This window comes from Aromatoleum anaerobium (assembly GCF_012910705.2).
Classification (GTDB): Bacteria; Pseudomonadota; Gammaproteobacteria; order Burkholderiales; family Rhodocyclaceae; genus Aromatoleum; species Aromatoleum anaerobium.
The window spans coordinates 643,887-667,218 of sequence record NZ_WTVG02000038.1; the positions used below are offsets into that span (position 1 = coordinate 643,887).

Annotated in this window: 23 protein-coding genes; 15 read left to right on the plus strand and 8 right to left on the minus strand. The window is 67.3% G+C overall.

The features are described 5' to 3' along the window. Nucleotides 1–27 precede the first annotated feature (27 nt). On the plus strand, nucleotides 28–1,368 hold the full coding sequence (gene phoR, locus GO606_RS11935; protein WP_169116942.1) for a phosphate regulon sensor histidine kinase PhoR: 1,341 nt from the start codon (nucleotides 28–30) through the stop codon (nucleotides 1,366–1,368). Here the strand turns inward: phoR and GO606_RS11940 are convergent. From GO606_RS11940 to gatC, 6 genes are all read right to left on the minus strand, one after another. Next, nucleotides 1,310–2,965 carry a hypothetical protein gene (locus tag GO606_RS11940; RefSeq protein ID WP_169116860.1) on the minus strand — a complete coding sequence of 552 codons (1,656 nt, stop codon included), beginning with the start codon at nucleotides 2,963–2,965 and terminating at the stop codon, nucleotides 1,310–1,312. The genes phoR and GO606_RS11940 overlap by 59 nt on opposite strands. Before the next feature lie 51 nt (nucleotides 2,966–3,016). Continuing rightward, entirely contained in the window at nucleotides 3,017–3,436 is a 420-nt protein-coding gene (locus GO606_RS11945) for an HIT family protein (protein ID WP_169116859.1), read from the minus strand. A gap of 73 nt (nucleotides 3,437–3,509) precedes the next feature. Continuing rightward, on the minus strand, nucleotides 3,510–4,331 hold the full coding sequence (locus GO606_RS11950; RefSeq protein ID WP_169116858.1) for a class II glutamine amidotransferase: 822 nt from the start codon (nucleotides 4,329–4,331) through the stop codon (nucleotides 3,510–3,512). A 107-nt stretch (nucleotides 4,332–4,438) separates the two neighbouring features. Next, the gene (gatB, locus tag GO606_RS11955; RefSeq protein WP_169116857.1) at nucleotides 4,439–5,920 is read right to left on the minus strand and encodes an Asp-tRNA(Asn)/Glu-tRNA(Gln) amidotransferase subunit GatB; all 1,482 of its coding nucleotides are present in this window, start codon (nucleotides 5,918–5,920) and stop codon (nucleotides 4,439–4,441) included. A 16-nt stretch (nucleotides 5,921–5,936) separates the two neighbouring features. Then, nucleotides 5,937–7,409, minus strand: a complete 1,473-nt coding sequence (gene gatA / locus GO606_RS11960) for an Asp-tRNA(Asn)/Glu-tRNA(Gln) amidotransferase subunit GatA (RefSeq protein ID WP_169116856.1) — start codon at nucleotides 7,407–7,409, stop codon at nucleotides 5,937–5,939. A 76-nt stretch (nucleotides 7,410–7,485) separates the two neighbouring features. Next, nucleotides 7,486–7,773, minus strand: coding sequence for an Asp-tRNA(Asn)/Glu-tRNA(Gln) amidotransferase subunit GatC (gatC, locus tag GO606_RS11965; protein ID WP_169116855.1), 288 nt, complete (start codon nucleotides 7,771–7,773; stop codon nucleotides 7,486–7,488). Between the two features lie 108 nt (nucleotides 7,774–7,881). Here gatC and GO606_RS11970 point away from each other — a divergent pair, with 108 nt between their 5' ends. The 11 genes from GO606_RS11970 to lipA all read left to right on the plus strand — a co-directional run bounded on the left by GO606_RS11970 (nucleotide 7,882) and on the right by lipA (nucleotide 18,499). Further along, nucleotides 7,882–8,925 carry a rod shape-determining protein gene (locus GO606_RS11970; RefSeq protein ID WP_011237549.1) on the plus strand — a complete coding sequence of 348 codons (1,044 nt, stop codon included), beginning with the start codon at nucleotides 7,882–7,884 and terminating at the stop codon, nucleotides 8,923–8,925. Nucleotides 8,926–8,982: 57 nt separating this feature from the next. Beyond that, nucleotides 8,983–9,885: a rod shape-determining protein MreC gene (gene mreC / locus GO606_RS11975; RefSeq protein ID WP_169116854.1), complete on the plus strand. Its 903-nt coding sequence runs from the start codon at nucleotides 8,983–8,985 to the stop codon at nucleotides 9,883–9,885. 2 nt (nucleotides 9,886–9,887) lie between these two features. Continuing rightward, a complete protein-coding gene (gene mreD, locus GO606_RS11980; protein ID WP_169116853.1) occupies nucleotides 9,888–10,409 on the plus strand; it encodes a rod shape-determining protein MreD in 522 nt (173 codons plus the stop codon). Nucleotides 10,410–10,411: 2 nt separating this feature from the next. Next, the gene (gene mrdA, locus GO606_RS11985; RefSeq protein ID WP_169116852.1) at nucleotides 10,412–12,340 is read left to right on the plus strand and encodes a penicillin-binding protein 2; all 1,929 of its coding nucleotides are present in this window, start codon (nucleotides 10,412–10,414) and stop codon (nucleotides 12,338–12,340) included. Continuing rightward, the gene (gene rodA, locus GO606_RS11990; protein ID WP_169116851.1) at nucleotides 12,337–13,479 is read left to right on the plus strand and encodes a rod shape-determining protein RodA; all 1,143 of its coding nucleotides are present in this window, start codon (nucleotides 12,337–12,339) and stop codon (nucleotides 13,477–13,479) included. Before mrdA ends, rodA begins: the two co-directional genes overlap by 4 nt. A gap of 31 nt (nucleotides 13,480–13,510) precedes the next feature. Beyond that, nucleotides 13,511–14,413, plus strand: a complete 903-nt coding sequence (locus GO606_RS11995) for a septal ring lytic transglycosylase RlpA family protein (protein ID WP_246979517.1) — start codon at nucleotides 13,511–13,513, stop codon at nucleotides 14,411–14,413. 111 nt (nucleotides 14,414–14,524) lie between these two features. Further along, nucleotides 14,525–15,652: a D-alanyl-D-alanine carboxypeptidase family protein gene (locus GO606_RS12000; RefSeq protein ID WP_169116850.1), complete on the plus strand. Its 1,128-nt coding sequence runs from the start codon at nucleotides 14,525–14,527 to the stop codon at nucleotides 15,650–15,652. 31 nt (nucleotides 15,653–15,683) lie between these two features. Next, the gene (locus GO606_RS12005) at nucleotides 15,684–16,541 is read left to right on the plus strand and encodes a D-amino acid aminotransferase (RefSeq protein ID WP_169116849.1); all 858 of its coding nucleotides are present in this window, start codon (nucleotides 15,684–15,686) and stop codon (nucleotides 16,539–16,541) included. Beyond that, a complete protein-coding gene (locus GO606_RS12010) occupies nucleotides 16,534–16,806 on the plus strand; it encodes a YbeD family protein (protein WP_011237557.1) in 273 nt (90 codons plus the stop codon). The genes GO606_RS12005 and GO606_RS12010 overlap by 8 nt, the downstream gene beginning before the upstream one ends. Beyond that, entirely contained in the window at nucleotides 16,807–17,502 is a 696-nt protein-coding gene (lipB, locus tag GO606_RS12015; RefSeq protein ID WP_281503919.1) for a lipoyl(octanoyl) transferase LipB, read from the plus strand. It abuts the gene before it with no gap. Between the two features lie 49 nt (nucleotides 17,503–17,551). Beyond that, nucleotides 17,552–18,499 carry a lipoyl synthase gene (lipA, locus tag GO606_RS12020; RefSeq protein WP_169116848.1) on the plus strand — a complete coding sequence of 316 codons (948 nt, stop codon included), beginning with the start codon at nucleotides 17,552–17,554 and terminating at the stop codon, nucleotides 18,497–18,499. 93 nt (nucleotides 18,500–18,592) lie between these two features. Here lipA and dksA read toward each other — a convergent pair whose 3' ends face one another. Then, nucleotides 18,593–19,021 (minus strand): RNA polymerase-binding protein DksA, encoded by a 429-nt coding sequence (gene dksA / locus GO606_RS12025; protein WP_169116847.1) that lies wholly within the window; start codon nucleotides 19,019–19,021, stop codon nucleotides 18,593–18,595. A gap of 294 nt (nucleotides 19,022–19,315) precedes the next feature. On the opposite strand from dksA, the gene GO606_RS12030 reads away from it, so the two are divergent. After that, nucleotides 19,316–21,304 carry a UvrD-helicase domain-containing protein gene (locus tag GO606_RS12030; RefSeq protein WP_169116846.1) on the plus strand — a complete coding sequence of 663 codons (1,989 nt, stop codon included), beginning with the start codon at nucleotides 19,316–19,318 and terminating at the stop codon, nucleotides 21,302–21,304. A 233-nt stretch (nucleotides 21,305–21,537) separates the two neighbouring features. Then, the gene (locus GO606_RS12035; RefSeq protein WP_169116845.1) at nucleotides 21,538–21,993 is read left to right on the plus strand and encodes a hypothetical protein; all 456 of its coding nucleotides are present in this window, start codon (nucleotides 21,538–21,540) and stop codon (nucleotides 21,991–21,993) included. A gap of 19 nt (nucleotides 21,994–22,012) precedes the next feature. Here the strand turns inward: GO606_RS12035 and GO606_RS12040 are convergent, their stop codons facing one another. Continuing rightward, a complete protein-coding gene (locus tag GO606_RS12040) occupies nucleotides 22,013–22,471 on the minus strand; it encodes a c-type cytochrome (protein WP_169116844.1) in 459 nt (152 codons plus the stop codon). A 212-nt stretch (nucleotides 22,472–22,683) separates the two neighbouring features. Between GO606_RS12040 and lysM the strand changes: the two genes are divergently transcribed. Then, nucleotides 22,684–23,199, plus strand: a complete 516-nt coding sequence (gene lysM, locus GO606_RS12045) for a peptidoglycan-binding protein LysM (RefSeq protein WP_169116843.1) — start codon at nucleotides 22,684–22,686, stop codon at nucleotides 23,197–23,199. Nucleotides 23,200–23,332: the final 133 nt, after the last annotated feature.

Here is a 23,332-nt window from a genome sequence, read left to right on the forward strand (position 1 = left end):
GCCTCTGACCGCCTGCCGGAGCCCGCCATCACCCTTTCTGCCCGTTACGTCTGGAGCGTTGCGGCCGGTACGCTTGCGCTCATCGCCCTCGCGGCGCTGGCCGTCGGGCTCGTCGCGGGTCCGCTCGCCGGGCTGCTGACGATGAGCGGTAGCGTGCTGCTGCTGTATGTGCACCATGTGCGCAATCTCTGCCGCCTCGCTGCATGGACGCAGAAACCGGTCGGCACGCCGCCGCCGCACGGAACGGGAACCTGGCAGTACGCGTTTGCCGGCCTCGCACGGCGGGCGCGCCTCGGCGACGAGGCGCGCGAGCAGCTCTCGGTCGCGCTGGAGCGTTTTCGTGAAGCGAGCGAGGCGATGCCCGACGGCGTGATGTACCTTTCCGCCAGCGATCGGATCGAGTGGATCAACACCACGGCCGGGCAGCATTTCAGCCTCGACGGTTCGCGGGACCAGGGCGCGCCGGTCACGACCCTCGTGCGCGAACCCGAGTTCGTGCGCCTGCTCGGGACGCGGAATGACGCCGAGCCGGTGGTCCTCCGCTCGGGTCGCCGGCCGGGCCTGACGCTGCTGGTGCAGGCCGTGCCGTTCGGCGACGGGCAGAAAATGATCGTGTCGCGCGACATCAGCCAGCTCGAAAAACTCGAAACCATGCGCCGCGACTTCATTGCGAATGTCTCGCACGAATTGCGCACGCCGCTGACGGTCGTCATCGGCTTCCTCGAAACACTGATCGACGGGCACGAGGACCTCGAGCCCGCCGAAGCGATGCGTTATCTTCGGCTCGCGTTCGAGCAATCGTGCCGGATGCAGTTCCTGATCGAAGACCTGCTGACGCTGTCCGCGCTCGAGACCGGCGCTCCGGCGGCGGCAGAAGAGAAAATCGCGGTCGGCCCGTTGCTCGCCGACATCGTCCGCGACACGGAATTGCTGTCGGGCGGGCGCCACGACATCAGTCTCGCCGTCGCGCCAGAAAGCGAAGGCGCGGTCCTGCTCGGCAGCGGGAAGGAGCTGCGTTCGGCGTTTGCGAACCTCGCGAGCAATGCAGTGCGCTACACGTCGGACGGCGGGCAGATTCGCCTGATCTGGCGGCGGATCGGCGGCGGGGCTGAATTCGCGGTCGAAGACACCGGGATCGGTATCCAAGCCCGCCATCTTCCGCGGTTGACGGAACGCTTCTACCGCGTCGACCGCGGACGCTCGCGCGAAACCGGCGGGACCGGGCTCGGCCTCGCGATCGTCAAGCACATCCTGTCGCGCCATGACGCGCAGCTGCTTATCGAAAGCGAGTATGGCAAGGGCAGCCGCTTCAGTGCGCGGTTTCCTGCGGCGCGTCTCGCGCGGGAGCGGTCAGCGGTTCGAAACTGACCTGATCGAAATTCGTGCCGCGCGCCAGCAGCCCGGTCAGCCGCAACTGCATCGCCTCGCCATCGTGGACCTCGATCACGCGCTGCTCCTGGAACCACCCGCCGGGCAGCACCAGCGACGCCGGGGCCTTCAGCGCCGGCGTCGCCGGCAGCAGGAAGGCCTGCTGGTAGGCGACATGCGCATTGACGTTCAGGCCGAACAGGCGGGCGGCGACGACTTTCGGCAGCCCCGCCAGAACGTGGATACCGGCCTCCATCACGCCGTCCTCCCGGTACATCAGCCAGGTCACCTGGCCGAGCAGGAAACGTTCACCGTCGGGGGGGCGGATACCGACGAGCTGGTGATGCTCGAGACGCTCGGTATGCGGGTATTGCTGCAGGCGAAAGCCGTTCACCGAATGATCGACCATGTCCCAGTGTCCGCAGACGAAGCCGAGCGTCGCGGCGACGCGCTGGCGCTGCTTTTCCGACCACCCCCGGACCGCCTCCGGCGCCCGCTCGCCGAAGGTCAGCAGCGAAATATCGCGTGCCACGCTGCCGGCTGTCGCGCTCCCGGCCGGCTGCTCGAAAATCCTGCCGCCGATGTGGAAACCGATCGTCAGCCAGTCGCCGCACAGCTGCGCGCTGCCCTTGCCGCCGCGGCGCGGAAAGCGTCGCGCGGCCGATGCCAGCCCCCACGGGCGATAAAGGGACAGCAGCAGCGCCGCACCGGCATCGGCCGGACAGTCCGCGCCCAGGCCGAGCGAAGCCGGCGCGGCGCCCCGCCTGAATTGCGTCAGCACCGCCCGGATCTGTCCGGCGAGCCGACCGGCATCGAAGCGGCGCACGCCTGCGCCTGGTTGCGCCATCAACCACAGCGGGCGCGGCCCGTGGTCGCCGGCGAGATCGATGCCAAACGCGGCGGCCCCCGTCCGTTCGGTGTCGGGCCCTGCGTCGAGGCTGCAATAGGGGGCGAAGCGCTGCGCCCAGCGATGTACCCATTTGAACTCCCGCTCGCCGCGGCCGAACGGATTCGCGAGGTCGACGAGCACCGCCGAGACGTAAGCTTCGAGCGCACTTTGCGCTTTCCACACCTCGTTGAGCGAATCCGGCACGCGAATGCCGGCGACGCCGCGCGCCTCCGCCACCGAATAGCTGTCGTGCAACTCGGCCCACGTGCCGTGCGGCGGCGCCCGGTGAGCCCGGAAGTACTCCAGCAGCGCCCTGCCGGTGTAATCCACGCGCCGCTGCGCGAGCAGCGCGCGCTGGTCGTCGAGGGTGCCGGCGGCCGCGTCCTGGCGGCTTATCTGCGCGTAGGAACGCGCCATCCCGCGCCACAGCGCAACCACCCGCGCGAGCGTCGCGTTTTCGCTGCTGTCGGGAGGGAGCGGGTGCGCGGCGTAGCGCTTCGCCATCTCGGCCTGCACGAAGTCGACCTGCGCCCGCACCGCTTCGAGGACCTCGAGGTGCTGGTTCGGTGCCGGCAACGCGCGGATCAGCCCGGCGACGATGTCCGCGAGCGTGCGCTGCGTCGCGTCGATGTCGAGCAGGCGCATGCGCTTGAGCACATCGAGGCATTCGGCCGGACTGCCGTAGTCGACCGGAGATTCGTGCGCCATGCGATCCTTGGGTTGCCGATAGTCGTCGCGATGAGCGGGAGCGGGCCGGCTTCAGCCCGCGGTCAGCTCGGTCAGCGCGGTAACGATCGCGCCGGCCAGCGCCTCGACCGCGGGGGCTTCGCGTCGGGCCCCTTCGCGCTGCGGGATTCCCCAGACCGGCTGCGGGAAATGCTTGTCGTCGCGGAAGCGCGGAACGACGTGCCAGTGAAGGTGCGGCACGACATTGCCGAGGCTGGCGAGGTTGATCTTGTCCGGCCGCATCAGCTGGCGCAGCGCGGTCTCGGTCGCGAGCACGACATTCATCAGGTGGCGCTGCGCCGGCGCGGTGAGGTCGCTCATTTCGGCGACGTGTTCATGCCACACGACGCGGCAGAAACCGGGGTAGTCGGGATCACCGACGAGGATGACGCGACAGCTTCCGTCGCGCCAGATCGGGGTTTCCATTTCGGCAAGACACAAGGTGCAGTCCATTGGGGGCTCCGCAGTCATCGGAATCTGGCAAACGCCAACTCTAGCCTTTCAACATTCCGCGATGAAGCAAAATTTACCTGCTTCCGGTCGCGCGGGACGGTTGCGAGGCGACGGTGCGGGTGTCGCCGAGCGGTACGGGGGCGCCGTGCCGAAAAGCCACGAGCGAGCCCGGCGTCATCTGCTGCCAGGTTTCATTGTCGGTCAGCGGCACGGTCGCGATGACCGCGACGCGGTCGTTCGGTGTGGTGTGCCGGCTGAAGTCGACGGTCATGTCCTGATCCGCGAGGTGGGCGACCGTGAATGGCGCTTTGCGCACGATGAACGCGAGCCGTGACGAGCAATGGGCGAACAAGTGTTCGCCGTCCGACAGCAGGTAGTTGAACTCGCCGTGCTGTCCGATTTCGATCGTCAGTTCGCGCAGCGTCTCGTGCAGCGCGATGGCGCTCGGCGGGCCGTCCGGAAACCGCTGCGCCAGGCACTGCAGGATGTGGCAGAACGCGGCCTCGGAGTCGGTGCCGCCGACCGGCAGGAAGCGCCCGGTGAGCGCCGGCGCGTAGTCGAGCAGGTTGCCGTTGTGCGCGAAGATCCAGTAGCGCCCCCACAGTTCGCGCTGGAACGGGTGCGTGTTGTCGAGGCGCACCTGGCCTTGCGTCGCCTTGCGGATATGGGCGATGACGTTGAGCGAGCGGATCGGGTAGTTGCGGACGAGTTCGGCAACCGGGGAATTCGCGCTCGGCTGCGGGTCGAGGAAAACGCGCACGCCGCGCCCTTCGAAAAACGCGATGCCCCATCCGTCACGGTGGTGGTCGGTGACGCCGCCGCGCGCCTGGAAGCCTGCGAACGAGAAACAGATGTCCGTGGGCACGTTGCAGTTCATGCCGAGGAGCTGACACATCGCCGGTCCTTTGCTCAGGTCGCTGATCGCTACCTGCCATTATAGCGAGCGGCGCGAAGGGTCATTCCCCCCAGGGCCGGACCTGTCCCTGCGCGGGTCTGCGCCGCTCAGGCTTCGAGCTTGCGCTTGAGCATCTCGTTGACCTGCGCGGGATTCGCCTTGCCCCGGCTCGCCTTCATGACCTGGCCGACCAGCGCGTTGAACGCCTTGTCCTTGCCGGCGCGGAATTCGTCGACCGACTTCTGGTTCGCGGCGAGCACTTCGTCGATGATTGATTCGATCGCGCCGCTGTCGTTCGTCTGGCGCAGGCCCTGCGCTGCGATGATGCGGTCGGCGGCATCCGCGCCGGTGCCGCCCTCGCCGTTCCACAGCGCGGCGAACACTTTGCGTGCGATGTTGTTCGAAATCGTGCCGTCGGCGATGCGCTGCACGAGGCCGGCGAGCTGCGCGGGCGCGACCGGCGAGTCGGCGATGTCGCATTCGGCGCGGTTGAGTTGCGCGGCGAGCTCGCCCATGGTCCAGTTCGCACACAGCTTCGGCAGCTGGCTGCCCGGTTTCGCGTCGGCCGCGGTGAGCATCGCCTGGTAATACGCGGCGACTTCCTTCGATGCGGTCAGGCTCGCGGCGTCATACGCGGACAGACCGTATTCGGCGACGAGCCGCGCCTTCATCGCGCCCGGCAACTCCGGCATCTCGCTGCGCACCCGTGCGATCCATTCCGGCGAGATCACCAGCGGCAGCAGGTCGGGGTCGGGGAAGTAGCGGTAATCGTGCGCGTCTTCCTTCGAGCGCATCATGCGTGTCTCGCCCGTGTCGGGGTCGAACAGCACCGTCGCCTGCTGGATCCTGCCGCCGTCCTCGATCGTGTCGATCTGCCACTGCACTTCGAAATCGATCGCCTGCTGCAGGAAGCGGAACGAGTTCAGGTTCTTGATCTCGCGCCGCGTGCCGAGCGGCCCGCCGGGGCGGCGCACCGAGACGTTCGCATCGCAGCGGAACGAGCCTTCCTGCATGTTGCCGTCGCAGATGTCGATCCAGCGCACCAGCGCGTGCAGCGCGCGCGCGTAAGCGACCGCCTCGGCCGATGAGCGCATGTCCGGTTCGGAGACGATTTCGAGCAGCGGCGTGCCGGCGCGGTTCAGGTCGATGCCGCTCATGCCGTGGAAGTCTTCGTGCAGCGACTTGCCGGCGTCTTCCTCGAGATGCGCGCGCGTGAGCTGCACGGTTTTCTCGTAGGCTTTGTCACCGTCGCCGACGCGGATCGTGATCGCGCCGCCCTGCACGACCGGCAGCTCGAACTGGCTGATCTGGTAGCCTTTCGGCAGATCCGGGTAGAAGTAGTTCTTGCGCGCGAAAACGCTTTTCGATGCGACCGTCGCGCCGATCGCGACGCCGAAGCGGATCGCCCGCTCGACCGCGCCGCCGTTCAGGACCGGCAGCACGCCCGGCAGCGCGATGTCGACGGCGCTCGCCTGTGCGTTGGGTTCGGCGCCGAACGCGGTCGAGGCGGCGGAAAAGATCTTCGACGCGGTGTTCAGCTGGGCATGGACTTCCAGTCCGATGACCACTTCCCAGTCGTTTCTGCTCATGGTGTCAAACTCTCGTTCAGGCGGCGATCGCCGGCCGGCGCAGGTGCCAGTCGCTCGCCTGCTGGAAGCGGTGCGCAGCGTTCAGCAGGCGCGCCTCGGAAAAGTAGTCGCCGACGAGCTGCAGGCCGACCGGCAGCTCGCCCGCGCCGAAACCGCACGGGTGCGACAGGCCGGGCAGGCCGGCGAGGTTCACCGCGATCGTGTAGATGTCCGACAGGTACATCTGCACCGGATCGTCGGACTTCTCGCCGATCGCCCACGCGGTCGTCGGGCTCGTCGGGCCGGCGATGATGTCGCAGCCGGCGAGCGCAGCCTGGAAATCCTGCGCGATCAGGCGGCGCAGCTTTTGCGCCTGCAGGTAGTACGCGTCGTAATAGCCGTGCGACAGCACGTAAGTGCCGACGAGGATGCGGCGTTTGACTTCGGCGCCGAAGCCTTCGGCGCGGCTCTTCGAATACATCTCGGCGAGGTCGCGGTATTCGGCGGCGCGGTGGCCGTAGCGCACGCCGTCGAAGCGCGACAGGTTGCTCGACGCTTCGGCCGGCGCAATGACGTAATAGGCGGGGATCGCGAGCTGCGCGTTCGGCAGGCTCACGTCGACGGTCGTCGCGCCGAGCGCGCGGTATTCGTCGAGCGCCGCCTCGACCGCGGCGCGCACATCGTCGGCCATGCCGGCGCCGAAGAATTCCTTTGGCAGGCCGATGCGCAGGCCGGCGAGCGGGCGGCCGGCGGCCGGCGCGGCGAGTTCGCGCGAATAGTCTTCGGCAGGCCGTTCGAGGCTCGTCGAGTCGCGCGGATCGAAACCCGCCATCGCGGTCAAGAGCTGCGCACAATCGGCCGCGGACGCGCCGAAGGCGCCGCCCTGGTCGAGCGAACTCGCGTACGCGATCATGCCGTAGCGGCTGACGACGCCGTAGGTTGGCTTGATCCCAGTGACGCCGGTCAGTGCCGCCGGCTGGCGCACTGAGCCGCCGGTGTCGGTGCCGGTCGCGATCGGCACAAGACGCGCGGCAACCGCGGCTGCCGAGCCGCCGGACGAGCCGCCCGGAATGCGCGTCGTGTCCCACGGGTTTTTCGCCGGGCCGAAGTGGGAGTTCTCGTTCGACGAGCCCATCGCGAACTCGTCCATGTTGGTCTTGCCGAGGCTGACCGCGCCGGCAGCTTTCAGCAGGCTGACGACGTGCGCGTCGTACGGGCTGACGAAGTTCGCGAGCATCTTCGAGCCGCAGGTCGTCAATACGCCTTCGGTGCAGAACACGTCCTTGTGCGCGAGCGGGATACCGGTCAGCGGCCCGGCGTCGCCCGCGGCGAGGCGCGCATCGGCGGCGCGGGCGGCTTCGAGCGCGCCGTCGCGGTCGACGGTGATGAAGGCGTTGAGGCTCGGATCGAGCCGCTCGATGCGGTCGAGGAAGAGCGTCGCGAGCTCGACGCTCGAGATTTTTCCGGCGTCGAGCGCGGCGCGCAGTTCGGTGAGGCTGGCGTTGATCATATGTCGTGGGAGCGCCGCGCAGCCGGGACGGAAATGATTCGTGCGATCCGTGCCGCTGCCGGGCGCCCGCTGTTCCTTACTCGATAACCTTGGGAACGAGATACAGTCCGGCTTCGGTCTGCGGCGCGATGCGCTGGAACGCGTCGCGGCGATCGGGCTCGGTCGCGACGTCGGGGCGCAGGCGCTGCGCGACGTCCTGCGGGTGGCTCATCGGCTCGACGCCGGTGGTGTCGACGGCCTGCATCTGCTCGATCAGGCCGAAAATGCCATTCAACTTGCCGCGGGTCGCTTCGGCTTCGGCGGCGGAGAGTTCGATCCGGGCGAGCGTGGCGATGCGCCGGACCTGTTCAGTGGAGAGCGACATGAGGTAACAAAACCTGCTTAAGTCACAAAGGTTTGTAGGTTATCATATTCGTTTGCCGCCTGTTCTGGCCGGTACAGCTGCCCGTCTTCATTGGTCTCGGAATTGTCCATGTTTGGTTTCCTGCGCTCCTATTTTTCCAACGATCTGGCGATCGACCTCGGCACTGCGAACACGCTGATCTACGTGCGGGGCAAAGGCATCGTGCTCGACGAACCTTCGGTGGTCGCGATCCGCACCGAAGGCGGCCCGAACGCGAAGCGCACGATCCAGGCAGTCGGACACGCGGCGAAACAGATGCTCGGCAAGACTCCCGGCAACATCACCGCGATCCGGCCGATGAAAGATGGCGTGATCGCCGACTTCGTCGTGACCGAGCAGATGATCAAGCAGTTCATCAAGAAGGTTCACGACTCGCGGATGTTCTCGCCCTCCCCGCGCATCATCGTCTGCGTCCCATGCGGCTCGACGCAGGTCGAACGGCGCGCGATCCGCGACGCCGCGCTCGCTGCCGGCGCAAGCCAGGTGTACCTGATCGAGGAGCCGATGGCGGCGGCGATCGGCGCGGGGCTGCCGGTGTCGGATGCGACCGGCTCGATGGTCGTCGATATCGGCGGCGGCACGACCGAAGTCGGCGTGATCTCGCTTGGCGGCATGGTCTACGCCGGCTCGGTGCGGGTCGGCGGCGACAAGTTCGACGACTCGATCGTCAATTACATCCGCCGCAACTACGGCATGCTGATCGGCGACACGACCGCGGAGAACATCAAGAAGGGAATCGGCTCCGCTTTTCCGGGCTCCGAGGTGCGCGAGATGGAAGTCAAGGGCCGCAACCTCGCCGAAGGCATCCCGCGCAGCTTCACGATTTCCAGCAACGAGATCCTCGAAGCGCTGACCGAGCCGCTGAACCAGATCGTCTCCGCGGTGAAGATCGCGCTCGAACAGACGCCGCCCGAACTCGGCGCCGACATCGCCGACCGCGGCATGGTGCTGACCGGGGGCGGCGCGCTGCTGCGCGACCTCGACCGGCTGCTGATGGAAGAAACCGGCCTGCCGGTGATCGTCGCCGACGAGCCGTTGACGTGCGTCGCGCGCGGCTGCGGCATGGCGCTCGAGAAAATGGACAAGCTTGGTTCCATCTTCGCTTCGGAATAAGACGAACCCCGGGCCGCGGCGCCTGCCGCGCGCTGCTCGCCCCGCCTAGTCGCCGCGATGTCGCTGGCCGGCCATCAGTCTCCGCCCGTTTTCAAGCAAGGCCCGACGCCGCTCGTGCGGCTGCTCGTGCTCGTCTCGGTGTGCCTGGCGATGCTGGTGGCGGATCTGCGGTTCCGTTACCTCGAAGTGGTGCGCCAGGGGCTTTCGGTTGCGACCTGGCCGCTGCAGATGGCGGCGGCCGCACCGGTCGATTTCGTCCGTAACGCGGCAGTCTATTTCGCGACGCTCGTCGAAGTGCAGCAGGACAACGCCGAGCTGCGGCGCAGTCAGCTCGATGCGGCACAACGGCTGCTGCGCTTCGAGCAGCTCGAACGCGACAACGCGCAGCTGCGGGAACTGCTGCAGATGGCGCCGGCGCCGGGCGTGCGCAGCGTCGCCGCCGAAGTCCTTTACGACGCGCCCGACCCGTTCTCGCGCAAGGTGATCCTCGATCGCGGCAGCCAGCACGGCGTCGAGGCCGGGATGGCGGTCGTCAACGCGCAGGGCATGATCGGGCAGGTCACGCGCGTGTACCCGGTGCAGGCCGAAGTCACGCTGCTGACCGACAAGGACCAGGCCGTGCCGGTGCAGGTCGCGCGCAACGGCCTGCGCGGCGTGCTGTTCGGCGCGGGCCAAGGGCGCATGGAGCTGCGCTTCACGTTGTCCGGAGTCGATGTGCGCGCCGGCGACCGGCTGGAAACGTCGGGGCTCGACGGCCTCTTCCTCGCCGGGCTGCCGGTGGCCGAAGTCGTCAGCGTCGATCGCGAGTCGCAGACTTTTGCCGTCGTCCTGTGCGATCCGGTCGCCGCGGTCGAGCGCACGACACAGGTGCTGGTGCTCGGACGTGCCGAAGCCCCGCCGCCGCGGCCGCAGCCGCAGCCGCACTCCCCGCCGCTGCGCCGCACGGAGCGGAAAGGATAGTCGTGCAGCCGACCCATCGATCGAGCCGCATCCTGCAGCCGGCGAAGAACTGGTTCGTGTTCCTGAGCCTGTTCGTCGCGCTCGGGCTCGCGTACATCCCGACCGGCCGGCTGCCCGGCGTCCCCGACTGGGTGCCGCTGGTGCTGGCCTTCTGGTGCATCCGCGAGCCGCTGCGCGTCGGCATGGGGACGGCTTTCGTGTTCGGCGTGCTGGTCGATATCGGCCAGGGCGCGGCGATGGGGCAGCACGCGCTCGCCTATGTCGTGCTCGCCTACCTCGCGACGTCCGTCGCGCGCCGCGTGCTGTGGTTTCCGCCGTTGCAGCAGGCGCTGCACATCCTGCCGCTGTTTTTCCTGACGCAGCTCATCATGGTGCTGGTGCGGCTCGTGGCCGGTGCCGAATTTCCCGGCTGGGGGTATTTCCTGTCGAGCTTCACGAGCGCCGCATTGTGGATTCCGCTGCACTTCCTGCTGTTGCTGCCGCAGTATCGGCCGGTGGACCGGGACGATAACCGGCCGATCTGACGATGACCGAATTCCGCACTCCCGAGGAGGAACTGGGGCGCTTCCGCCGCCGGGTGCTGGTCGCGGGCATCGTCGCGCTGGTGTGCTTCGGCCTGCTCGCGGCGCGCTTCTATTACCTCCAGGTGGTCCGCCACGAATACTTCCACACGCGCGCCGAAGATAACCGCATCGGCCTCGTGCCGATCGTGCCGACGCGCGGCGCGATCCTCGACCGCAACGGGGTGACGCTGGCGCGCAACTTCGCCGCCTACACGCTCGAAATCACGCCGTCGCAGGTCGCCGACCTCGACGAGACGATCGACGCCTTGAGCGAGATCGTGACGATCGACGCGCGCGACCGGCGGCGCTTCCGCAAGCTGCTCGAGGAGAGCCGCAACTTCGAGAGCGTGCCGATCCGCACCCGCCTCGACGACGCCGAAGTGGCGCGCTTCGTCGCCCGGCGCTACCGCTTTCCCGGCGTCGAGGTGCAGGCGCGCCTGTTCCGCGACTACCCGCATGGCGAAGTCGCTTCGCACGTCATCGGCTACATCGGGCGGATCAACCTGCGCGACCAGGACCGCATCGAGGAACGCGGCGACACCGCGAACTATCGCGGCTCGGACCACATCGGCAAGAGCGGGCTGGAGCTCAGCTACGAGGCGCAACTCCATGGCGTGACCGGCGTCGAGCAGGTCGAGGTGAACGCTGGCGGGCGTGCCGTGCGGGTGATGTCGCGCACGCCGGCGACGTCGGGCAGCGATCTCGAGCTGACGCTCGACATCGAGCTGCAGAAAGTCGCCGAGGCCGCGTTCGGCGACCGGCGCGGCGCCCTCGTCGCGATCGACCCGCGCACCGGTGGCGTGCTGGCGCTCGCGTCGAAACCGACTTTCGACCCGAACCTGTTCGTCGATGGCATCTCGACGGCCGACTGGAACGAGCTCAACGACTCCCCGGACCATCCGCTGCTCAACCGCGCGATCTTCAGCGCCTATCCGCCCGGCTCGACGTTCAAGCCCTTCATGGCGCTCGCGGCGCTGACGACCGGCAAGCGCACCGCGAACCAGGCGATCGCCGATCCGGGCTACTTCAGCTTCGCCGGGCACCGCTTCATGGACGACAAGGTCGGCGGCCACGGCACGGTCGACCTGCACAAGTCGATCGTCGTGTCGTGCAATACCTATTACTACCAGCTCGCGAACGATCTCGGCATCGAAGGGATCGCGGGCTTCATGGCGCCGCTCGGCTTCGGTTCACGCACCGGCATCGACATTCCCGGCGAAGCCGAAGGCGTGCTGCCGTCGCCGGCATGGAAGCGCAGCCGTTTCAAGAAGCCCGAGCAGCAGCGCTGGTACGGCGGCGAGACGATCTCGGTCGGCATCGGCCAGGGGTACAACGCCTACACCCCGGTGCAGCTCGCGAACGCGCTGGCCACGATCGTCAACGGCGGCAAGGTGTTCCGCCCGCATGTCGTGCGCCACGTCATCGATACGGCGAGCGGCGAGCGGCGCGCGATCCAGCCCGAGCCGATCCGGCAGCTCGCGATCAAGCCGGCGCATCTGGCCGCGGTGCGCCAGGCGATGGTCGACGTCAATAAATCCGGGACCGGCGCGCGGGCCTTCACCGGTGCGCCGTACAGCGCCGGCGGCAAGACCGGCACCGCGCAGGTGTATTCACTGAAAGGGTCGAAATACGTCGCCGGCCGGGTCACCGAGCGGCTGCGCGACCACTCGTGGTTCATCGCATACGCGCCGGCCGACAACCCGACGATCGCGCTCGCGGTGCTGGTCGAGAACGGCGGGTTCGGCGCCCAGTCGGCGGCGCCGATCGCGCGCCAGGTCATCGACTATCACCTCCTCGGCGCGCGTCTCGACGCCCCCGCGCGCGAAGACGCCGAGGCCGCGGACACCGAGGCCGACCCGCACGCGGAGCACGACGCGGAGCCGAGCCCGTGACCGAACAGCGCTTCAGCCCGCTGCGTCTGCTCGTCGCCGCCATCCGGCCGATCGACCCGATCCTGTTCGGCCTGCTCGCGGTGCTGCTCGGCTATGCCTTCGTGCTGATGCACAGCGCCTCGCCGGAGCGCATCGCATCCTTGCTCGTCAATGCCGGGGTGGCGCTCGCAGCGATGTGGCTCGCTGCCCGCCTGTCGCCGCAACGGCTGCTGTCGCTGGCGCTGCCGCTCTACGCCGCGGGCGTGCTGCTGCTGATCGCGGTCGATCTGTTCGGCGAGACGTCGAAAGGCGCGACGCGCTGGCTCGACATCGGCATCACCCGCATCCAGCCGTCCGAGATCATGAAGATCGCCATGCCGCTGATGCTGGCGTGGTATTTCCAGCAGCGCGAGGGGCACATCCGGCTGCGCGAGTTCGTCGTCGCCGGCGCGCTGCTGGCGGTGCCCGTCGCGCTGATCCTGGTCCAGCCGGACCTCGGCACGAGCCTGCTCGTCGCCGCCGCCGGCTTCTACGTGATCTTCTTCGCCGGCCTGTCGTGGAAGCTGATCGTTCCGGTCGCGCTGGTCGGCATCGTCGGCATCGGCGCGATCGTCGGCTTCGGCGACCAGCTGTGCCAGCCCGGCGTCGACTGGCAGGTGCTGCGCGACTACCAGAAGCATCGCGTGTGCACGCTGCTCGATCCGACGCAGGATCCGCTCGGCCGGGGTTTTCACATCATCCAGTCGACGATCGCGATCGGCTCCGGCGGCGTCCTCGGCAAAGGCTGGACCGAAGGCACGCAGACCCATCTCGCGTTCCTCCCCGAGCGCCACACCGATTTCATCTTCTCGGTGCTCGCCGAAGAATTCGGCCTGCTCGGCGCGCTGGTGCTGCTGGCGAGCTACCTGCTGCTGCTGCTGCGCGGCTTCGTCATCGCGGCGCAGGCGCCTTCGCTGGCGACCCGGCTGCTGGCCGGTTCGATCACGATGATCTTCTTCACCTATGCTTTCGTGAACATGGGCATGGTCAGCGGCATCCTGCCGGTCGTGGGGGTACCGTTGCCGTTCATCAGCTACGGCGGCACCGCATTGGTGACCTTGTGCCTGGGTATCGGTATCCTCATGAGCATCCAGCGCAGCCGGACACTCGCAAAAAGTTGAAAGCAAGGTTGAAAGAAAAAAAGGAATTCGAGTGCGTTCGAACGATTGCGATCCGATGACTGCGGCCGGCGTCCGCTCCCTGGCGCTGGGGCTGGCGCTTGCCGGGGCGTTTGCGCTGGGGTTGTCGGGCTGCGGCTCGACCCCGTCGCGCGACACGACGGTGCAGGCGCCCGCCAGCGCCGGCGCGGCGGCGCGGCGCGGTGCTTATTACAAGGACGACGGCCCCGGCAGCGACATCCCGGCGAACCTCGACGCCATCGCGGACGCCGAACCGCGCCTCGAGCCGCTGCACCGTTTCGCCAACCGGCCATACAGCGTGTTCGGCCAGGAGTACGTCCCCGCGACCGAGCTGACCGCGTTCCGTCAGCGCGGGCGCGCGAGCTGGTACGGCCGGCGCTTTCACGGCCAGCCGACGTCGAGCGGCGAGCCCTACGACATGTACGCGATGACGGCGGCCCACCCGACGCTGCCGATCCCGAGCTATGCGCGCGTGACGAACCCGGCGAACGGTCGCACGATCGTGGTCCGCATCAACGATCGCGGCCCGTTCCACAAGGACCGCATCATCGACCTCTCGTATGTCGGTGCGCACCGGCTCGGCTACGTGAATGCCGGCAGCGCCGCGGTCGAGGTCGAGGCAATCCTGCCGGACGAGATCGCGCTGCGCACACCGTCACAGCCCACTCAGGGATTGACTGCGCGGCGCGGCGTGTTCCTTCAGCTCGGCACGTTCTCTTCGGCGGCGAAGGCCGAGGGGCTGCGCGCGCGGGTGCGCGACGAGTTCGAAACGCTCGCCGACCGCCTCGAACTCCACGAAGACGGCAGCCGCTATCGCGTGCAGCTCGGGCCGTTCGCGTCCGCCGACGAGGCCCGCGACGAAGCCGGCCGCATCGCGGCAGCGCTGGACATCCGCCCGTTCGTTGTTACACGCTGAAACATGATCACCCGCGCGGCATTGGATCCGCGCCGGCTTTGCCCGTTCGACCCACTATAATCGCAGGCTCCGCTGTCCCTTCCTCACGTTCCGGTTCTCCATCAGGTCCTCATGCGTTTATTCATTGTCCTGCTTCTCGCGTTGCTCGCCTTTCCCGCCTCAGCCCAGAATGTCCCCGCGCCGACGCTGGCGGCCAAAGCCTGGCTGCTGATGGACCACGCCACCGGGCAGGTGCTCGCGGCGCAGGAACCGGATGCGCGTATCGAACCGGCTTCGCTGACGAAGCTGATGACCGCTTACCTGACGTTCGCGGCGTTGAAGAACGGCACGGTCACGCTCGATCAGGTGGTGCCGGTATCGGAGAAAGCGTGGCGCAGCGAAGGCTCGCGGATGTTCATCGAACCGAACCGGCCCGTGACCGTCGGCGAACTGATCCCCGGCATGATCATCCAGTCCGGCAACGATGCGTGCGTCGCGCTGGCCGAGCTCCTCGCCGGTTCCGAGGAAGCGTTCGCGCACATGATGAACGCCGAGGCCCAGCGTCTCGGCATGAAGAACACCCACTTCACGAACTCGACCGGCCTGCCCGACCCGCAGCTCTACACGACCGCGCGCGACCTGGGCCTGCTCGCTTCGGCGATCGTGCGCGATTTCCCCCAGTATTACCGCTACTACTCGCAGAAAGAGTACACGTACAACAAGATCACCCAGCCCAACCGCAACCGCCTGCTATGGCTGGACACGACCGTCGACGGCCTGAAGACCGGGCACACCAGCAGCGCCGGCTACTGCCTGATTTCGTCGGCGCAGCGCGGTCCGCGGCGGCTGATCTCGGTCGTGCTCGGCACCGATTCGGACACCATCCGGGCGCAGGAGTCGCTGAAACTGCTGAACTACGGCTTCCAGTTCCACGACACCGTCAAGCTCTATTCGGCCGACCAGGAACTGTCGCGCTTCCAGGTGTGGAAAGGCCAGGCCGACGACGTCGCGGTCGGCTTCCTCGGCGACTTCGTGATGTCGCTGCCGAAAGGGCAGTCGGAAAAAATCGAGGCCTCGCTGGTCAGCCAGCAGCCGGTCATCGCACCGATCCGGAAAGGCCAGCCGATCGGCACGCTGCACCTGACTCTCGACGGCAAGCCGCTCGGCGAACACGCGGTCGTCGCGCTGCAGGACGTGCCCGTGGCCGGCTTCTTCGGCCGCCTGTGGGATACGCTGCTGCTGTGGATCAAGAGCCTGTAACAGAGCGTGTAACGCCGATGCGGAGACGCCCATGAGCATCTGCTTTCTGAACGGCACGTTCCAGCCGCTCGCCGACGCGCGGATTTCGCCGCTCGACCGCGGTTTCCTGTTCGGTGACGGCGGCTACGAGGTGATCCCGGTATATTCGCGCCGGCCGTTCCGCCTCGCGCAGCATCTCGAGCGGCTCGCCCATACGCTCGAGGCGATCCGCCTGCCGAATCCGCACGCGCCGTCCGAATGGTCCGCGATCATCAACGAGATCGTCGCGCGCAACCCGTGGGACGACCAGTCGGTCTATCTGCAGGTGTCGCGCGGTTGCGGCGACGGGCGCAACCACGCGTTCCCGGTGCCGATTCGTCCGACCGTGTTCCTGATGAGCGACGAACTCGTCACGCCACCGACAGCGCAACTCGCGCGCGGGGTCGCCGCCGTCAGCGCGGCCGATTTCCGCTGGCTGCGCTGCGACCTCAAGAGCACGGCGCTGCTGGCGAACTGCCTGCTGCGCCAGGTCGCGATCGACAGCGGCTGTGTCGAGACGGTGCTGTTCCGCGACGGTTTCCTCACCGAAGGGGCGGCGTCGAACATCGTCATCGTCAGGGATGGCACGATGCTCGCACCGCCGAAAAGCCATCTGATGCTGCCCGGCATCACGTACGACGTCGTGCTCGAGCTCGCGGCGCAACACGGCCTGTCGTATCAGGTGCGCGAGATCCTCGAAGACGAGGTGCGGACCGCCGACGAAGTGTGGATGACGTCGTCGACAAAGGAAGTGCTCGCGATCACGACGCTCGACGGCCTGGCTGTGGGGAACGGAACTCCCGGCCCCGTCGCGCGCCGAATGTACGACTGGTACCAGGACTTCAAGAACACGGTGATGCGCAGTGGCTGACGAAACGCGACCGACTCTCCTCGAATTCCCGTGCGACTTCCCGATCAAGATCATGGGCGCGCGGGTCGATGAATTCGCCCAGGCCGTGGTCGAGGTGGTGCTGCGTCACGCCCCGGATTTCGATGCCCGGCTGGTCGAGATGCGTCCGTCGCGCAAAGGCAATTACCTCGCGCTGACCTGCACGATCCGCGCGGTGTCGCAGTCGCAGCTCGACGCGCTGTATCGCGAACTGACCGCGCATCCCCTCGTCAAGGTGGTGCTCTAGATGATCGTCGGCGGCGAGCTGGCGGGCGTTCACGCGCAGGCACCCCAGCCTGCCCGCCTTCCGGCGCTGGTCGTCCGCCGCCTCGGCTGCGTCGATTACGAGCCCACCTGGCACGCGATGCGCGCCTTCACCGATGCCCGCAACGCCGACACGCCGGACGAGATCTGGCTGCTCGAACATCCGCCGGTCTACACGCTCGGCCAGGCGGGCCGGCCGGAACACTTGCTGCGCGACGTCGGCATCCCGCTCGTGAAAATCGACCGCGGCGGGCAGATCACGTATCACGGCCCCGGCCAGCTCGTCGCGTATCTGCTGATCGACCTGCACCGCTGCGGCCTCAAGGTGCGCGAGCTGGTGACGCTCATGGAGCAGGCGGTCATCGACTGCCTCGCCGGCTACGGCGTCGGCGCCGAACGCAAGGCCGGCGCGCCGGGCGTCTATATCGACGGCGCGAAGATCGGCGCGCTCGGGCTGCGCGTGCGCAACGGGCGCAGCTATCACGGCCTGGCGCTGAACGTCGACGTCGACCTGGCGCCGTTTTCCTCGATCAACCCCTGCGGTTACGAAGGCCTCCGCACAGTGCGGATGAAGGACTTCGGCATCGCCGACGATGTAGCGAGTGTTGGCGAGCACCTGCTCGCCGCTCTGCAGCGCCTGCTGCCACCGGTGTACCCCGCCGGCCGGCCGCCGGCCTGAACCCTGAACGGCTTACCCGCCCCGACCCGTCACGACACGAGAGACCCGCATGGACAGCACGGCACGCAAGCAGCGCGGCGCAGAAAAGACCGCGCGCATCCCGATCAAGATCATTCCCGCCGAGCGCCTGAAGAAGCCCGAGTGGATTCGCATCCGCCTCGGTGCCGGCCACGAAGCCGAGCGTTTCAACGAAATCAAGTCGAGCCTGCGCGAGCACAAGCTGCACACCGTATGCGAGGAAGCGTCGTGCCCGAACATCCACGAATGCTTCGGCAAAGGCACTGCGACGTTCATGATCATGGGCGACATCTGCACGCGTCGCTGCCCGTTCTGCGACGTCGGCCACGGCCGGCCCGAGCCGCTCAACGCGAACGAACCGCAGGAGCTCGCGGCGACGATCGGCGCGATGCGGCTCAACTATGTGGTCATCACGAGTGTCGACCGCGACGACCTGCGTGACGGCGGCGCGCAGCACTTCGTCGACTGCATTCGCGAGACGCGCGCGGCGTCACCGAAGACACGCATCGAAGTGCTCGTGCCGGACTTCCGCGGCCGGCTCGACCTCGCGCTCGAAATCTTCGACCAGGCGCCGCCGGACGTCATGAACCACAACCTCGAGACGGTGCCGCGGCTCTACAAACAGGCGCGCCCGGGCGCGGACTACGCGTATTCGCTTCGGCTGCTGAAGGAATTCAAGGCGCGCCATCCCGACGTGCCGACGAAGTCCGGCCTGATGGTCGGCCTCGGCGAGACCGACGACGAGATCCTCGACGTGCTGCGCGACCTGCGCGCGCACGACGTCGAGATGCTGACGATCGGCCAGTATCTGCAACCGTCGACCGGACACCTGCCGGTGCTGCGCTATGTGCATCCGGACACGTTCAAGATGTTCGAGACCGAGGCGCTCGCGATGGGCTTCAAGAACGCTGCCTGCGGCCCGATGGTGCGCTCGAGCTACTGGGCCGACCAGCAGGCGCACGGCGCGGGCGTCGTCTGAGCTGCCGGGCGTGGCGCTAGCGCCACGCGGTCGCCCTCATGCGGCCCCGTTCGCGCCGTGTCGTTCCAGCATGAGACCGGACGGTGGGCGCGCTCAGCGGAACAACCGCTCGGTCCGTTCGTGCCGCTCCTGCTCCTCGAGGCTCAGCGTCGCGGTCGGCCGCGCGAGCAGGCGGCCGACGCCGATCGGTTCGCCGGTCGCTTCGCAATAACCGTAAGTGCCGTCCTCGATACGTCGCAGCGCAGCTTCGACCTTGTGCAGCAGCTTCAATTCGCGGTCACGGATGCGTTGCTCCAGCACCTGCTCTTCTTCCTGGGTCGCGCGGTCAGCCTCGTCGGGAGTGGCGATCGTTTCGCGCAGATGGGTGCGGGTTTCCTCGCTGTTCTCGCGCAGTTCCGCCTGCAGCGCGAGCAGCCGCTCGCGGAAGAACTCGAGCTGCGCATCGTTCATGTAGTCGTCCGCCGACATACGGAGCAGTTCGGCCTCCGACAGGGGGCGTTTTCGGGGTGATGGATTATTCATAATGAGCTCTCCGTGTTACTTCCATACCGGCCGGCAGGATTCGCAGGACGGCACTGCAAGGTTGCAAAATCGCTTCGATTCCCGGCATCGCGATTGCCAGAGCGGCGAATATTCCGATCAAACGGGAATCCCGTCGTTGGAGATCATCACGCGGTCCATTCTGAAAGCTTTCGCCTCCCTTGTCATCTCCGGGGGCCAGGGCCAGAGCCGGGGGCGCCGGGCTGATCGGCTAGAATGCCGGCATGCCGCCTGCCGGCGGCATCCTTTTCCCGCAGTCCTTCCGGCTCGACGCCCATGTCCGCTCATCTGAACGCTCCGCAGCGCGACGCGATCCATTACCTCGACGGGCCGAGCCTCGTGCTCGCCGGCGCCGGCAGCGGCAAGACGCGCGTCATCACGCACAAGATCGCGCACCTGATCAACGCATGCGGACTGAATCCCGTGAACATCGCCGCGATCACGTTCACCAACAAGGCGGCGAAGGAGATGCAGGAGCGCGTCGCCGGGCTGATGGGCGGGCGCGTGCCTGGCGGGCTGACGGTGTGCACTTTCCACGCGCTCGGCGTGAAGATCGTGCGCCAGGAAGCGAAGCACTGCGGGCTCAAGCCGCAGTTCTCGATCCTCGACGCCTCCGACACGGTGCAGATCGTCGCCGACATCACGCGCGACGCCGACAAGGCGCGCTCGAAAGCGATGCAGTGGCAGATCTCGGGCTGGAAGAACGCGATGGTGACGCCGGAGCAGGCGGCGCAGCTCGCCGACAACGAGCTCGCGTCGGCCGCGGCGCTGCTGTACGCCGAATACGAGCGCACGCTGCGCGCGTACCAGGCGGTCGATTTCGACGACCTGATCAGCCTGCCGGTGCGCCTCTTCGACGAACACCCGGAGGTGCGCGAGCGCTGGCAGAACAGGCTGCGCTATCTCCTCGTCGACGAATACCAGGACACGAACCGGGCGCAATACACGCTGTTGCGCCACCTCGCCGGCGTGCGCGGCGCCTTCACCGCGGTCGGCGACGACGACCAGGCGATCTATGCTTGGCGCGGCGCCGACGTCGAGAACCTGAAGCTCCTGCAGCAGGACTACCCGAAGCTCAAGGTCATCAAGCTCGAACAGAACTACCGTTCGTCGAAACGGATCCTCAGCGCGGCGAACACGCTGATCGCGAACAACGAGAAGCTGTTCGAAAAGCGGCTGTGGTCCGAGCACGGCGCGGGCGACCAGGTCACGGTGACCGCGTGCCGCGACGCCGAGCACGAGGCCGAATGGGTCGCGTCGAAAATCAGCGCGCACAAGTTCGAGCACCGCACGAAGTTTTCCGACTACGCCGTGCTGTACCGCGGCAACCACCAGGCGCGGCTGATCGAGCAGCAGCTCCGGAACCAGAAGATCCCGTACGTGATCTCCGGCGGCCAGTCGTTCTTCGACAAGGCGGAGATCCGCGACCTGATCGCGTACCTGCGCCTGCTGATGAACGAGGACGACGACCTCGCGTTCATCCGTGCGATCACGACGCCGCGCCGCGGCATCGGCGCCGGCACGCTCGAAGCGCTCGGCAGCTATGCCGGGCGGCGCCACGTCAGCCTCTTTGCCGCGACGTTCGAGGAAGGCGCGGCGCAGGCGCTGAACGCGCGCCAGCTCGAGCAGGTGCAGGAGTTCGGCAATTTCATCAACCGCCTGCAGTATCGCGCGACGCGCGAGCCGGCGTCGCGTCTGCTCGAGGACCTGCTCGCGGCGATCCGCTACGAGGCCTGGCTGTTCGAGCATCTCGACCCGCGCGAGGCGGAGTCGAAATGGAGCAACGTGCGCGACTTCGTCGGCTGGCTCGGCAGGAAAGGCGACGAGGACGGCAAGAACCTCATCGAGCTGACGCAGACCATCGCGCTGATCTCGATGCTCGACAAGAACGCCAGCGAGTTCGACGGCGTGCAACTCGCGACATTGCACGCGTCAAAAGGGCTGGAGTTCAAGCACGTGTTCCTTGTCGGCGTCGAGGAAGGGCTGCTGCCGCATCAGTCCTCCATCGACGAGGACAAGATCGACGAGGAGCGCCGCCTGATGTACGTCGGCATCACGCGCGCGCAGCGGAGCCTCAACATCACCTGGTGCGAGCGGCGCAAGGCCGGCAAGGACGTGCGCACCTGCGAACCGTCGCGCTTCATCGAGGAGATGGGCGGTGACGTGAAACTGAACGACCGCAAGTCGAACGCGCCGGTGTCGAAGGAAGAGGGCCGCGCGCGCATCGCGAACCTGATGGCGATGCTCGAAGGGCGCGGCGGCTGACGTCCTCGTCATCGAGGCGGTGTCGCACTCGCCGGCGCACAACGGCTTGCCCGCGAAGCTGGAGCGGAGCTGATCCCGTAACAGCAAAACGGAATGTAACGCGATGACGAATGCAAGTACGAGGGTCTATATTGAATTGAACCCTGCCGTCGCGGCCGGCCCGGTCGTCACACGTTCATGGGGGGCGCCGGCGGCGAGGCATTCCCGATCCTATCGACGAGATGGAGGTTACGATGAAACGCAGGACGCTATTGGCGATGCTCGCGGCGGTGCTGTTTTCCGGTGGCGCGCTCGCGCAACCCGCAGGCGATCTGCCGGCGATCGACGACAACACGCCGATCTACGGCTCCCAGATCATGACGCCGCAAGAGCGCGCCGAGCACCGCCAGCGCATGCGCGCCGCGAAAACGCTGGAAGAGCGCGAGCAGATCCGTGCCGAGCATCACGAGCAGATGGTTCGCCGAGCGAAGGAGCGCGGCGTGACGTTGCCTGAAGAGCCGCCGATGCGCGGCGGACGAATGATGGGCCCCGGTGGCGGCATGGGTCCCGGTGGCGGTGCCGGCGGCGGGATGGGACCGGGCGGCCCCGGCGACCGTGAGCGCCTCGGTCCTGCTGACCGGATGGGCCCGCGCGGGATGGGTTCCGGAGGGGGTATGGGCGCCGGGCCCGGCGGTGGACCGAACCGCTAAAACCGCGGCAGCGGCGTGATTACTGCCCGGCCGGCGGTTCGGTGAAGTCCGCGCCGGCGGTGTTCGCGAGGTAAGCTACCGCGCGGCGGACCTCGGTATCGGTCAGGTCCGTGCCGCCGCCGCGGGGCGGCATCGCGCGGAGTCCGTTGATCGCATTCGTCGTCAACGTATCAAACCCCTGCGCAATGCGCGGCGCCCAGGCGGCGGCGTCACCTGTCTTCGGCGCGCCGAGCAACCCGGCTGCGTGGCAGCTCATGCAGACGCTCTGGTAGATCTGCTCGCCGCTGCGGCTCCCCGGCGCAACCTTTGCAACCTTGAGTTCGAGTTTTGCCACCGGCTGGATCAGCGTGGCGGTCGTTTCGGGATCGGGCGCGGCCTGTTTGCCGCAGCCGGCGAGCTGGACGACGGCGAACGCCGCGGCAGCGGAAAGCATCAGGCGGCCAGGGCGCCTCACGAACTGAACTCGGTGTCTCGACATGCTTGCTCCTGTCTGGGGTTGGGGACGAGCCAGGTGCGAAGTATATCCGGGCACATCGGCCAAGCTGCGGATGTCGGATGATTTGGGCCGCCCGAAACACTGCGCCGCACGGGAGCGCCGCGGTTGTAACAGTGATGCAAACGTAAAAACCTTCGCGCCCGTCTCGTCTATGCTGGATGCGTTCGACGTGACTTTTCCAGACGGAGGCAAGGATGGGACTCTTTTCGTTCATCAAGGATGCCGGCGAGAAACTCTTCGGTGACGGCGAGGCCAAGGCGGCTGCCCCGGCAGCACCGGCAAACGCGGCCGCTCCTGCGGCAACGGCAGATACGAGTGCCGCGAATGCCAAGGCGGCCGAAGCGATCAAGCAGTACATCATGTCAATGAACCTTGCTCCCTCCGACCTCGGCGTGAAATTCGATGCCGCGACCTCCGTCGTCACCGTGTCCGGCACGGCGCCCGACCAGGCAACGAAGGAAAAGATCCTGCTTGCCGCCGGTAACGTCCATGGCGTCGGCAAGGTCGACGACCAACTGTCGGTCGTTCAGGCCGCGCCCGAAGCCCGTTTCCACACCGTTGCGCGCGGCGATACCCTGTCGGCGATCGCGAAGACGTATTACGGCAACCCGAACAACTACAACGTGATCTTCGAGGCCAACAAGCCGATGCTGACCCACCCGGACAAGATCTACCCCGGTCAGGTGCTGCGCATCCCGCCGGCCCCTTGATTCCGGCAGGACGGCACCCTGCAAACACCCGCTGGTTGCAGCGGTTCTCCGCGGACGCCGAGTTTCCGGTCGAAGCTTCGAACCGTCCCGGGGATGACTCCGGGACCGGCATGGACTTCGCAGGAAAACCGGT